Annotated in this window: 12 protein-coding genes; 3 read left to right on the top strand and 9 right to left on the bottom strand. The window is 42.9% G+C overall.

Annotated elements, in window-relative coordinates:
• Positions 1-304 precede the first annotated feature (304 nt).
• The 4 genes from ABJL82_RS00535 to thrC form a co-directional block, all read right to left on the bottom strand.
• Positions 305-1,162 (bottom strand): serine protease, encoded by an 858-nt coding sequence (locus ABJL82_RS00535; protein ID WP_347272729.1) that lies wholly within the window; start codon positions 1,160-1,162, stop codon positions 305-307.
• Between the two features lie 323 nt (positions 1,163-1,485).
• On the bottom strand, positions 1,486-2,250 hold the full coding sequence (locus ABJL82_RS00530; RefSeq protein WP_347272728.1) for an MBL fold metallo-hydrolase: 765 nt from the start codon (positions 2,248-2,250) through the stop codon (positions 1,486-1,488).
• Positions 2,251-2,537: 287 nt separating this feature from the next.
• Entirely contained in the window at positions 2,538-3,587 is a 1,050-nt protein-coding gene (locus ABJL82_RS00525) for a hemolysin family protein (RefSeq protein ID WP_347272727.1), read from the bottom strand.
• Positions 3,588-3,699: 112 nt separating this feature from the next.
• Positions 3,700-5,037, bottom strand: a complete 1,338-nt coding sequence (gene thrC / locus ABJL82_RS00520; protein ID WP_347272726.1) for a threonine synthase — start codon at positions 5,035-5,037, stop codon at positions 3,700-3,702.
• Positions 5,038-5,395: 358 nt separating this feature from the next.
• Between thrC and ABJL82_RS00515 the strand changes: the two genes are divergently transcribed.
• The 3 genes from ABJL82_RS00515 (at position 5,396) to ABJL82_RS00505 (ending at position 9,069) form a co-directional block, all read left to right on the top strand.
• A complete protein-coding gene (locus ABJL82_RS00515) occupies positions 5,396-5,779 on the top strand; it encodes a hypothetical protein (protein ID WP_347272725.1) in 384 nt (127 codons plus the stop codon).
• A 28-nt stretch (positions 5,780-5,807) separates the two neighbouring features.
• Positions 5,808-7,616, top strand: a complete 1,809-nt coding sequence (locus tag ABJL82_RS00510; protein ID WP_347272724.1) for a glutamate mutase L — start codon at positions 5,808-5,810, stop codon at positions 7,614-7,616.
• 328 nt (positions 7,617-7,944) lie between these two features.
• Positions 7,945-9,069, top strand: a complete 1,125-nt coding sequence (locus tag ABJL82_RS00505) for a hypothetical protein (RefSeq protein ID WP_347272723.1) — start codon at positions 7,945-7,947, stop codon at positions 9,067-9,069.
• A 270-nt stretch (positions 9,070-9,339) separates the two neighbouring features.
• On the opposite strand, the gene ABJL82_RS00500 is transcribed toward ABJL82_RS00505, so the two are convergent.
• The 5 genes from ABJL82_RS00500 to ABJL82_RS00480 form a co-directional block, all read right to left on the bottom strand.
• A complete protein-coding gene (locus ABJL82_RS00500) occupies positions 9,340-9,630 on the bottom strand; it encodes a hypothetical protein (protein WP_347272722.1) in 291 nt (96 codons plus the stop codon).
• A 109-nt stretch (positions 9,631-9,739) separates the two neighbouring features.
• Positions 9,740-10,789, bottom strand: coding sequence for an S-methyl-5-thioribose-1-phosphate isomerase (gene mtnA / locus ABJL82_RS00495; RefSeq protein WP_347272721.1), 1,050 nt, complete (start codon positions 10,787-10,789; stop codon positions 9,740-9,742).
• A 134-nt stretch (positions 10,790-10,923) separates the two neighbouring features.
• Complete coding sequence (purE, locus tag ABJL82_RS00490; protein WP_347272926.1) at positions 10,924-11,427, bottom strand: 5-(carboxyamino)imidazole ribonucleotide mutase; 504 nt, start codon at positions 11,425-11,427, stop codon at positions 10,924-10,926.
• A gap of 280 nt (positions 11,428-11,707) precedes the next feature.
• Positions 11,708-12,481: a hypothetical protein gene (locus tag ABJL82_RS00485; protein WP_347272720.1), complete on the bottom strand. Its 774-nt coding sequence runs from the start codon at positions 12,479-12,481 to the stop codon at positions 11,708-11,710.
• Positions 12,482-12,857: 376 nt separating this feature from the next.
• On the bottom strand, positions 12,858-13,124 hold the full coding sequence (locus ABJL82_RS00480) for a hypothetical protein (RefSeq protein ID WP_347272719.1): 267 nt from the start codon (positions 13,122-13,124) through the stop codon (positions 12,858-12,860).
• Positions 13,125-13,344 lie beyond the last annotated feature (220 nt).

The raw sequence follows: 13,344 nt of genomic DNA, 5'->3' as shown, positions 1-13,344 counted from the left end.
TTTCCTTAAGACCATTCAGCGAATAATGTGATTGTTCATTTTCCATTCCACGAATTGCTTATGAAAGGGAAAAATCTGTCCAGTTCATAATTTCTTCTTTTTCTGGTTTTAAACGTAAGTATTCTACGAAATCAAGAACTTCCATTTTGCTTAGATTCTGGCAGTACCTTCACATTTAAAAGGATTTTTTCTGTAATGGTCAATTATTTCCTCCATGCAGCCTGCCTAAAAACCCATTTCCTTTCTGACGTCTAACGTGCGCCCTGAACTGTACCGTTGACCAGTGACGGGTCAACGGTACAGTTCAGGGTTTGGTTGGGAGATCCTGTTTTGGGTAACCCATTGAATCGACAAGTTCCTTGATGAAGGATGCATGAATCACAGTACCAAGTTGGAGTGGCGTTGTCTTTTCCTTCTTCTCGTACAACTCCTGAATTGTTTCCGTTATATTACTCTCCTCCACCACGAGGCCGGCAATCCCATAAATGGTATTTCCAAGGTGCACACAGCCACCGTAAGTAGGATTCTTCTCTATGAAATAGACCGGACCGCCGCTGTTGCCCCGAAACACGGTGAAATCAAACAAGAATGTCTTGGTTGTCTTTGTGGGCGTGAGTGGGTATGAGGCAATTCGTCCACTGCGCAAGATCGGGAAACCCAAGGAATTCGCTTCTACTCCGAAAGGGTAACCAAGGCACATGAGTTCCATGCCTGGATAAATGTCGTACTCGATCAACTGCTTATCGCTTATCAACTCGGCAGTAGTGAGTAACGTGCGCACGGAGTTAGTCGGCAGGCGGACGAAAATGCCAGCAACATCTACATCAGGATGTTTCGTCCAAAGATTGGTCACACCGTTGCGAATACGAATTGGCAATTCAATGCGACGCCATTCATTGGTGTCGCTATACTGTCGCAGAACCAAGACCGCCGTTTCGCCCTGCATCTTACTCAAGACATGATCCGCAGTGACTAGTGTATAAAACACCTTGCCCGTGTTATTGGTGTCCGGTTTCCCAATAATGAACCCGGTTCCCATTGAACCTGGTCCTTGTATCTTGCAAGTGGCCTCCATCATGATCGTATTGAGTTCCGCCGCGAAAGCGCCGATCGGCAGACACAACAGAAATACAACCCATATCTTCTTTGTAATAAATCTCATCTTGCCTCCTTTCCTTCCAACAATATTATTCACAAGTTCTCTCTAACTTGACAAATAGTATAGCATTAGTCAATGAATAATTGTCATAAATATTGACATATAAAATTCGCACTACCTTAATTCCAAGCATAAATAGGCCCCCTTGATTAATGATTAATTTATTGACAATAAAAGGCATTTTGCTACTTTATTTGCCATGACACGACAATGATGCATAGAATTTGAAGGGGCATACTATCGCATCTTATCGAGTGGAAATGAGCGTCTGAAGTTCAGAAGGGGGAAACAGGGAGGCATTATTACTGGTAGCTCTTGAATTGTGATTACAATTTTATACGCAATCCATCGTAAGCGAGTTCCACGTTTTCAGGAAGCCTGCTATTTGTTGACTCATGCTCTATATCATGGCATATGTGGGTAAAATAGGTCTTTTTGGGCATGACCTTAGAAACAATATCCAGCGCCTGGTCTATATTGAAATGCTTTGCATGAGGCGTGTAGCGGAGTGCGCCCAGGACAAGGACGTCGAGATTCATTAATTTTGCCAATGAGTGCTCGGGTATTTCACTCACATCTGTTATATAGGCGAATCTTTCGAATCGATAGCCCGTAACGGGGCCATTCCCATGAATAGCGTCAATCGGCACAATGGAAAAACCGCCGATCTTTACATTGCCATCAATGGCATGAAGAGAAAAGCGGGGCACATAGCCATCATTTTCTGCCCGAATATCAAACGCGTAGGCAAAAATTCTTTTTATGCCTTCAAGGGTAGCCGGTGTGCCATAAATAGGGATGTCTTTACGCTGTACAATATTAAACCGCCGGAGATCGTCCAGCCCGAAAATATGGTCTGCATGGATATGGGTTATAAGGACGGCATCCAGCCTGGTAACGTTGTTTTTAATACATTGAAGCCTCATTTCCGGCGTGGCGTCAATAAGGATATCACAGCCATTTTCACAAACAAGAACTGACGTGCGCATCCTTTTGTTCTTTGGATTATCGGAGGTACACACCTTGCAGTTGCATGCAATCATCGGTACGCCGTGCGATGTTCCAGTGCCCAGGAATATTACTTCCATCATTTGTAACCTTTCAAAGGATATGAATACATTAGTATTATTTGGTAACGCCTTAGTCTTTTGAAAAACGTATTACCGATAAGCTCCGGAGGAACAACCTGATAAAAAATACGAAGCACGAAATCCGAAACAAATTCCAAAATCCACCCCCTGCACCCCTGCCAGCGGGGGACATTCTCCCCCTTTGGAGGGGGTAAGGGGGAGGATTCGTATTTAGCATTTCGGGTTTCACCATGAAATATTTTGCCAAAAATGCAATGAAATTACTAATAAGATACTAAATTGTTACGCTATTTGTGCCTTCGCATGCCGACACGCTGGCTCCATATTCTTTTTACTATCCCATCATCGTCTTCATCATAAATTTCGCCCAAAATTTCTTCCAGAATATCCTCCATGGTTACGATTCCAACGGGTTTTAAATTTTTGCAAACGATTGCCATTTGGAGGTGATATGTCTGAAGATTTTTTAATATCTTCAAAATGTGGTCATTTACATCTACAAAATAAGGCTCACGGATCAGGCTTGATAATGAAAAAGGGGTTTTTGTATCCATCATTGCAATGAACTCTTTCGTGTGTAAAATGCCAAAAACCTTTAACTCTCCTTCTTCCGAAATAACAGGAATCCTTGTATGGCCGCAGGCAATTACCACCTTCAGTATTTCTTCTTTATTCATTGATGCGGGTATGGTTACTGCTTTGGAAATGGGAAGCATTATTTCAGAAGCCTTTTTAAATCTCAAGGCAAATAGGTTTAAAATATAGTCTTTGTGAAACGGAGGCAATGATTCCAGGGAGAGTTCGGGAGTTCCTGTTTTATTGGAAACCATTGTGCGAATACCAAACAGCGATAAGAGTTTTATCGTCGATTTTTCGAGGGCATGAATAACAGGCATGGCAACCTTTATCATTATTCTCAGGAAACGTCCCGATACTAAAGACACCTCTTCAGGGTAACGGATTGCAATTGCCTTTGGCACCAATTCGCCAATAACAACGGAAAAAAAGGTAAATGGAATAACAAAGAGGGCAATGCCAAGAATTTTTGCGGTTGTATCCGAAACATTAAGCAATTTTTGAAGAAACGGAAGTATCGTTTCTTCGACTTCCGCACCACCCACTGCAGCAGAGAGTACGCCAACCAGGGTGATGCCTATCTGAATAACGGCAAATGTCCTTTCCGGCTTGCTTTTTAAGTGCAGGAAAATCTTTGCTGCGCTACTCCCCCTGGACGCCATACTTCGCATGAGCGGCACGTTGGTGGATGCAAATGCCATTTCTACGCATGAAAACAAACCATTAAACAAAAGCATTATTGCTATTATAATCCAATCCATAACGTATCTTCATGTATGGGTTAAATGGTGTTTGCTTCTAAAAACTCTTTTGATATGTTTTGTGGTTCATTAACGGTACGATGGTAATGTGACGGGAAAGGGTAAAATTCATTTATAAAGAAAAACCCTCAAATTTTTCTAAAATTGCGGTTTTAACTGCTTCGTATGATGGCGGGACTGATACCGGTAGATTTGCAAACCGTGAGGTAACTTCTTTCAGTTTATTTTCGTGATAATTTATCTTAAACTCGGTAAACTTCAACCCGTGTGCGGTTGAAATAACCACTACTTTTTCATGCGCTTTAATCTGTTTCTTTTCCAGTAATTTTTTCAGGACGGCAAGCGCAACGCCTGTATGGGGACAGCTAAACAGTCCCGTTTTGTCCGCTTGTGCCGACGCATTTGCCAATTCGTCTTCCGTTGCCTGTTCAACAATCCCATCAAACTTTTTCAATATATTGATCGCCTTTTGGTAACTGACGGGATCCCCTATCTGAATGGCGCTGGCGAGTGTTTTTTGCGCTTTTATTGGTTTAAATTCCTTAAAACCTGTCAAATAACTAAGATACAAAGGGTTTGCCTTGGCTGCCTGAGCGCATACAATACGCGGCCTTTTGTTTGTGATACCCATTGCTTCCATAATCAGAAAACCCTTTCCTATGGCGGAGGTGTTGCCTAGATTCCCTCCGGGGACGATGATTACATCGGGGACTTCCCAATCAAACTGCTGTACAATTTCGACGCTGATAGTTTTCTGTCCTTCAATGCGCAGAGAATTCATGGAATTGGCAAGATAGATATTGTTTTTAAGACATACCTCCCTGACCAGTTTCATGCAGCCGTCAAAATCCGTATCGATGGATAACGTAAGGGCGCCATTTGCAATGGGCTGGATAAGCTGTGCGTTGGATACCTTGTCCTTTGGGAGAAATACAATTGAAGGAATCCCGGCCGCTGCACAGTATGCGGCAAGGGCGGCAGATGTATCCCCGGTGGAGGCGCAGGCTACCGCGGGAATTTTTTTCCCTTCTGAAATCATCTGCTTTACCATGGAAACCAGTACGGTCATTCCCAGATCTTTAAAAGATCCCGTGTGGGAATTTCCGCATTGCTTGATCCAGATATTTTCAATGCCGAGTTCTTTTCCCAGCCTTTCAGCCCAGAAAAGATTACTGCCGCCTTCATACAAGGAGACTACATTTTCATTTTCTACCTGCGGACATACAAATTCCTTCTTTCCCCATACAGAACTGCCATATGGCCATTGGGTGCGAAGATAGCGCGTATCCAGCAAATCCTTCCATTGTTTTGCATCGTGCTTGCGCAATTCATCCAGGTCATGCACTACTTCAAGAAGGTTGCCGCATTTTTTGCAATGATAAATAATTTCGTTTAGCTCGTATTTTTCATCGCAGCCCGCAATACATTGAAACCACGCCCTGTATGGCATGAAGATGTTCTCCCTTTTCCCTCGTAAAATAAATATTTACTACAATTACTTCAGTGAAATTTTTTTCTCATTATAGGCAGACATACATTGGATTATCAAGTAAAATAAAAAGGCATTTTCAGGGCAAAACGGTTATTTTCGTTTTGACAAAAATACGCTTGTTCTGATAAGCTTCTCACAGGATATTGCATGGATGGTAACAGTTTGGTACCTTATCCGAGTCGGCAATCGGCAATCTACAGTCGGCAGTCGGCAAATTGCAGATTGCAGATTGCAGATTGTGGACTGTGGACTGTGGACTGCAAGCCTGTTTATTGTATAACGCCATACCACCATAAAAATTTTGAAAGTGTTTATAATGTTACCATTATTCAAAGATTTTGATAAAGAAACTTTCAAACGTGGGCTGAAACATGCCTTTAGTGTTGGCGCTGCGCAGGAAGACGAGGTATTTAAAGAAGACGAACAGGCCCTCGCTGCCCGATTAGCGGCAATAATTCACAAAAGAAGGCTTACCATACCGGCAACAATGTTTCTGGAGTGTATGCAGCCGCTTAATTATATTGGAAGTCAGGCAATGGTATTCTTAAGGCCATTTTTAACCTTTTTCTTTTTCCCCAAAGAATATGATATGCTCCAAGGCATTCTTGAAAGAAGAAAGGGTATGAAGATGATAATTGAAGCATTAGAAAATGCGCCACATCAGCAAGAAGATAAAAAGAAAAACGAAGAAAAATTGTAATAGCTCACATTAAAATAGATCATAGATTATGGAACAAAGATATACTGATTTGAATGTTATCATTGCCACAGATTGCGGCAGTACCACTACAAAAGCCATTTTAATTGAGAAAAAAGACGGCGTCTACCGGCAAACATTCAGGGGAGAATCACCAACAACCGTGGAAGCCCCTTTTGAAGACGTTACCCGTGGAGTACTCAACGCATTTGCGGAGGTGGAGGAGCTTTCAGGCAGGAAGATTTTAGACGGAGAAAAAATTATCACTCCTGCCAGCGGCAATGTGGGGGTTGATATTTATGTCTCCACGAGCAGCGCAGGCGGGGGATTGCAAATGATGGTTGCGGGGGCAGTCAAGACTATGACAGCAGAAAGCGCCCAAAGAGCGGCATTGGGGGCAGGCGCAATCGTCATGGACGTCATTGCCTCAAATGATAAACGGCTCCCTCATGAAAAAATTGACCGGATAAGACACCTGCGGCCCGATATGATACTCCTTTCCGGAGGTACGGACGGGGGGACGGTTACCCACGTAGTGGAACTGGCAGAATATATCGCGGCAGCGAATCCAAAACCAAGGCTAGGCATGTCATTTCTACTTCCCATTGTGTACGCAGGCAACAAGGACGTTCGTCAAAAAATTATCGAAATACTGGGGGAAAAAACTTCGTTGCACATTACGGAAAACCTGCGTCCGACACTGGAGCGGGAAAATCTTTTCCCTGCGCGCCAGGAGATTCAAAAACTCTTTCTTGAACATGTCATGGCGCAGGCGCCGGGCTACAAGACACTGATGACCTGGACAGGCGCTCCGATTATGCCTACCCCGGCGGCAGTCGGCCTCATTATGCAGACGATAGCAAAGAGGGACAATATTAACGTAGTCGGGGTTGATATTGGTGGCGCAACGACGGACGTTTTTTCCGTTTATGGAGAGGTCTTCAACCGTACGGTTAGCGCAAATCTGGGAATGAGCTATAGCGTGTCAAATGTTTTGGCAGAGGCGGGACTTCAGAATATTTTGAGGTGGATGCCTTTTGATATCGGGGAATCTGATTTAAGGAACAGGATTAAGAATAAAATGATCCGCCCTACGACCATACCGCAAACGCTGGATGAACTAAAAATAGAGCAGGCATTGTCGCGCGAAGCGCTCAGGCTTTCCTTTGATCAGCATAAATCATTGGCAGTCGGGTTAAGAGGTGTGCAAAGGGAGAGGGATATTTCCGAAGCGTTACAACAGGATGTTTCGGCAGAAACGATTGTTGACCTGCTAAAATTAGATCTTCTGGTTGGCAGCGGAGGGGTATTATCCCATGCGCCGCGAAGGGCGCAATCGATGCTTATGATGATAGACGCTTTTCAGCCGGAAGGGATAACGAGGATTGCCGTGGACAGTATTTTCATGATGCCGCATCTCGGCGTCCTTTCCTCAATAAATGAAAAGGCGGCGACGGAGGTATTTATGAAAGATTGCCTGATTCATCTAGGAACCTGCGTTTCTCTTGCAAAAAGCCGCACCGGCAAGGCAGGGGAGGCATGTCTGTCATATAAAATAACCCTGCCCGGGGGGAAAACAAGGGAAGAATCGATGCCGTTCGGAGATTTGCGAGTGATACCCCTGGACATTAATGAAACTGCGGAAATGGAGATATCCCCGTCGAAGAATTATGACGTTGGCAAGGGAAAGGGAAAGGCTATCACCGCACATGTTCACGGCGGGATTGTCGGCATTGTGATCGATACCCGCGGAAGGCCCGTTGTTTTGGCGAAAGACAAAACCTCGCGGGTAGAGCAATTAAAGAAATGGACGCAAGCCCTTGATGCGTATCCGCAATAGAGGTTTTACCCGGACGTTAAATTATGCTTAGTACCTTATCACTACTTTCTTTGCACTTTTTGGCAAAATATTTAATGGCCACTTCTGTAGTCGGCAATATACAATCGGCAAATTGCAGATTGAGGGCTGAGGATTGAGGACTGGAGATTGGGGATTATTTTCGCACTTGTTTGGCTCTGACTATGTTAGCGTAGGAATTTCAATATTTTTGTAGAGACTCATTGCATGCGTCTCTCTGTTATGTCAACATTTTCTTTACGTACAGCAGTTTCCTTTCCAGACGCATGCAATGCGTCTCTACATTAAAAACAGGATTTTGTGATAAAACATGACACACGCATATACACCTGGTTTACGCATATCTGAAAAAACAAAAATCGCAAGCCGAAGATCCTTGCCCTTGCTGGGTGACGTTCTTGTTAAAAAAGGCGCTACGTTGAAGGCTGAGGACGTTGTCGCTGTCACCCATTTACCCGGCAAAGTGCACGTCACGAATGCGGTTAACCGGCTGGGAATTCAACCAAAAGACCTTAAGGATTACATGTTGAAAAAAGAGGGGGACTCCGTTCAGAAAAATGAACCCATTGCAGAGACAAGGCCATGGCTTAAGATGATGAAGTCTGTTTTGCAATCGCCTATTACCGGTACGATTGAAACAATCTCTACGGTAACGGGACAAATTCTTCTGCGCGAACCTCCAAGACCGATTGAGGTATATTCCCACATTGATGGTATCGTTACGGAAGTAATGGAAAAAGAGGGGGTGGTGGTAGAAACGGTTGGCGCCTTCATACAGGGAATTTTTGGTGTTGGCGGGGAAACGGTTGGCGAACTTGCAATCGCCGTTGACGGCCCTGACGATATAATTACCGCAGATAAAATCCATTCTGAATACAAAGACAAAGTTATTGTTGGCGGCGCTTTTGTTGAATATGATACTATTGAAAAGGCAAAAAAGATCGGCGTTAAAGGTATAATTGTCGGTGGTTTTAATGATGAGGACCTTAAGAAACTACTGGGATATGATTTAGGCGTGGCGATTACCGGCTCGGAAGAAATTGGCATAACGCTTATCATTACGGAAGGGTTTGGGCGCATACAAATGGCGCAAAGGACGTTCGAATTGCTCAAATCCCGCGCAGGCGCCAAGGTTTCCATAAACGGGGCGACTCAGATACGTGCAGGGGTGGTGCGTCCTGAAATTATAATACCGCTTGCAACTCAGACAACCGGAGAGAAAGATACTGGTACGGCAGACAGAGGTATGGAAATCGGAGATCCGGTGAGGGTCATTCGTGCGCCCTATTTTGGCAGGATCGGAAACATCAAGGCACTGCCCTTTTCCCCACAACTCATCGAAACAGAAGCCACCGTACGCGTGCTTGAAGTAGCATTTGCAGACGGTACATCTGCGGTTGTTCCCCGGACAAACGTGGAAATGATTGAAACTTAATTACGCCTTTTAGGGACGCAAGATACACATGCAGCAAATTTCCTCCATCTCCATATATTCAGGCGGGTTCAGGTTTGCAAAATAAACCCATAGTTTATTTGGGAAATAGCGCTCTATAGTATTACCCTACAAAACACTTCTTTTTTTATAAGTTTTTCTTTGTGTCCTTTGCGTTCTGTATTCTTTGTGCCCTTTGTGGTTAAACTCTTTTTGGTTGAAGATTATTTTGCATTGATGCAAAGCCTTCATCCCCGCATCCATTAACCAGCTTTATTCGGCAGGTAATCTTTCTGCTTCAGCTTCAGCTTCAGCTTCGGCCTTAGCGGCTTCGGCTTTAGCAGCTTCTTCTTTCTGTTGTTTTTCTTTCCGTTTTTTTTCTGCCTGCCTTATGTCATATTCAAGCTCCCGGTTGAGTTTATCCGCGTCCGTTTTCGAGTCATCAATAAAAAATTGCTCTGAGGTTTTAAATTTTATATATACCCTTTCGTCACCGCAGCCTGGAAGAACGAACAAAATAACAAGAATTGGTATTGTCTGTAAGAGATAATTTTGTAGTTTCATGCAGTATTCCTTCCGATAATTGATGAAATGGATTTTGAACCCTGATTTTGAAATCGATTTTTACCAATATCGGTTTGCGTTTGCGTAGAGACAAGGCAATGCCTTGTCTCTACAAGGCTAAAATTTTTTGCACGTTTTCCGTGGAAGGTTTTTCTATTACGCCTTTCTCGGTAATAATCGCGGTAATGTTTTTCGCCGGCGTTACATCAAAGGCGGGATTGAATACCTTTACTCCCTCCGGCGCCGTTCTTTTGCCAAACCCGCAGGTAACTTCCTCTGATGACCGTTCTTCAATGGGAATTTCATCGCCCGATGTGGTATTCAGGTCAAATGTAGATACCGGAGCTGCGACATAGAAAGGAATGCCATGTTCTTTTGCCAGGATTGATACGCCATATGTGCCAATCTTATTTGCGGCGTCGCCATTTGCCGCAATCCTGTCTGCGCCTACAATAACACACTGAATCTTGCCTAATTTCATTACATGAGCAGCCATGTTGTCGCACATAAGAGTAACGTCTATGCCGGCATGCATGAGTTCCCATGTCGTCAGTCGTGCGCCTTGCAAAAGGGGGCGGGTTTCGTCGGCGTAGACCTTAAATTTTTTACCGTTTTCGTTTGCCTTAAACATAACTGCCAGCGCAGTGCCGTAATCTGCCGTGGCAAGTCCTCCCGCATTGCAATGGGTAAGAACACCGTAACCGTCTTTAATAAACTTCGCTCCGTTTTCCCCTATTTGCCTGCAAATAGATTTGTCTTCATTTTGAACATTTATTGCTTCCTGCAAGAGGATCTCTTTGATTGTATGAACCGGTTTATTGCGGTTTTCCCATGCAACGCGTTCCATTCTGGAAAGCCCCCAGAAAAGATTTACCGCCGTAGGCCGTGAGGAACCAAGATAGTTTGTCACATTTTTTAGTTCTTTAAAAAAAGCCTCTGTATCATCGGTACGAATATCTTTAATTCCCAACAACACGCCGGTAACCGCTGCAATGCCAATTGCCGGCGCTCCTCGTACCGTGAGCGTTTTAATTGCGTGCCAGATACTCTTTAAGTCTTCACAATATATATACTTTAGTTCAGCAGGCAACAGGGTCTGGTCGATCAATCGAACACGGCCTTCTACATTCCCTTCCCACTCTATGGTTGGTAACGGCATTTCATCTCCTTATGTAATAATACATACCATCTATTTATGCGGGTCACAGGATTGCTTGAGTCATAATGCCTGCATTTGTAAACAAATATTAAAATGATCCCCGCATGTCAGCTATAAAAAACATGTCACTCTTGTTACAATAATCCTAATTTCGCCCTTACATTTTCATCTTTTTTTGCAACTTCATCAAGAAGCCGCTTTTTATGGAACATGATTTTCTGTCTTAATTCCTGGTCTGCAATGCTGGCTATTTGAATAGCCAATATTGCCGCATTGTTTGCTCCTGCTTTTCCGATGCCCATGGTTGCCACCGGCACCCCGGAAGGCATTTGTACGGTAGAAAGCAACGAATCAAGGCCTCCCGATACTGACGTAGCCATTGGCACACCAATAACCGGAATAGGAGTAAGGCTTGCAACAACCCCTGCCAAATGTGCAGCTCCCCCTGCCCCGACGATGATAGCCGTATATTTTTTTTCGGCATCCCTCGCATATGCATGTACCAGATCAGGCGAGCGGTGGGCTGAAATAACGTTTACATTAAAAGCAACGCCAAAGTCCTTTAACACCTTTACTGCCTCATTCATAGTTTCGAAGTCCGATTCGCTCCCCATGATAATCCCTATTTTCGTATGCATAGTATTCTCCACAAGGAAATATTCATTTATACTCAGACCGCCAATAGAAAAACGAATAATAGCAACCCACATTATCCCCTCTTTTAGAAGGAAAATAAGAATACACTTCTTTCATAAAGAAAATATGAAACAGTAAATCAAGCCTTTTGCTCATTGAGAGTAGAGGTCTTGCGCCTCTGCCTGCTCAATGCTATTTTGGATTTTGAATTTCCGCATTCTGCAAACTAAAATGAAAGAGAGGTGGGGCGCTACAATGCTTCATCTGGGGTAACAATTGCCATCATTTTAACAAAGTGTTATATATTTGTGTAATAAAATCCGGCAGGAACTCAGATAACGAGAGCGATGCGGACTTTGCCTGTTTACGGAGATTTTTTAAGGTAAGAATGCTGTACGGTTTCTTAAGCAGGTACAATGATACGGCAGGCACATTTATATTCCCTTTTTCATTAACAAGGTTTTCGCAGACAGCTACATCTTCATCTACCCTATCGGAAATTGCCCGCACGACAATAAATGGGATCCCTAAAATATGCGCTTGTTCCACAATCAGGAAAGATTCCATGTCAACGGCAATTGCAGAAGTAGTATTTCCAAGTAATTTTTTGTCTGAAGATAAGTGGATTATTTTATTTGTTGTCGCAATTATTCCATAATGTACTTTAAAACGGTGGCTGTCTGGCAATTCCCTCGCCACATCCAAAATGGATGATTCACAGGAAAGGGCCTGACTGCTATGCGCTTCCTTTCCCAATGTTTCATCTGTTACATACAATACTTTTTCCCCTATGACCAAATCGCCCACATCAATTTCCGGCCGCAATGCCCCTGCAAAACCAGAAGAAATTACTAACTGTATTCTGAACTGTTGAGATAAGTGCTGGAGAACAGAGGAAACGTTTTGCCCCATTCCAGTCTGAATAAGTGCTACCGGAAAACCGTACAGCTCGGCATGATAAAATATGATATGTCCGAAACGTATTTTCCCCAAAATATTTACTTTTGATTTTATAGAAACAATTTCCTGGCTTAGAGCGAAAAATATTACAATCATTGTTCTTGCACTAATTTAACGTTTAGGAATTTCAATATTTTTGTAGAGACGCATTGCATGCGTCTGGAAACTGCTGCACGTAGTGAAAAAGTTGAAACAACAGAGAGACACATGCAATGCGTCTCTACATCAACAATCTAAGGTGGGATATGGAAACCCACGACAACGTTAAAATCATATTGCAAAGGACACTGATCAGGCATGTTGTCGAAAATGATAGTTAATCAACAGAGTCAATATGGGAGTAAATCTCGGACCAATGCGTCTATAAGCAAACAACACGCGGAATGAAAAGAGGTGCTGGAAATATTTAGCGGTTGCGGGGAAAAACATATAAAGGACATTGAAAGGAGCCGAACAGATAGATAAGGAAGAGTTATTTATGAGAATTAAAATATTTCGAAAACATATTATCTACCTGATCCTGGTTCAGCCAATCTTTTGCTTCTCCCATGTCTATATCTGCAGCAACTTTTATATATTCATTAATATACTGAAGTAAATCCTTTTTTGTAATAGCCTCCATTTTTACCAATAATTCACCTATGCGCAGATTTTTATCATGCATTTGTAAACTGAGCGCTTCATTTAATGTTTCCTGTGAAATATAATTATTTTTGACTAAAAATTCACCTATTTTCATTAACAAGCCCTTATTTTATGATTTATTCTTCTTGTCTTTAAGGTGTTATATCGGTTTGCCAAATCATACATAAAAATTATGCCTATTTATTATTTTGCAAATTTAGTGGCTCAAAAGTTCAAAATCAATTAATACTTCTTCGAATAATTGTAGATCTTCATTGTTTCTTATGGTTCCATGGATGTAACATGATGACTGTTTTTAAAAACGGGCAAAATTT

Source organism: Candidatus Kuenenia sp., from assembly GCF_039794105.1.
Taxonomy (GTDB): Bacteria; Planctomycetota; Brocadiia; order Brocadiales; family Brocadiaceae; genus Kuenenia.
Note: the sequence above shows the minus strand (reverse complement) of the source record. Positions and strands in the feature narration are given on the sequence as shown.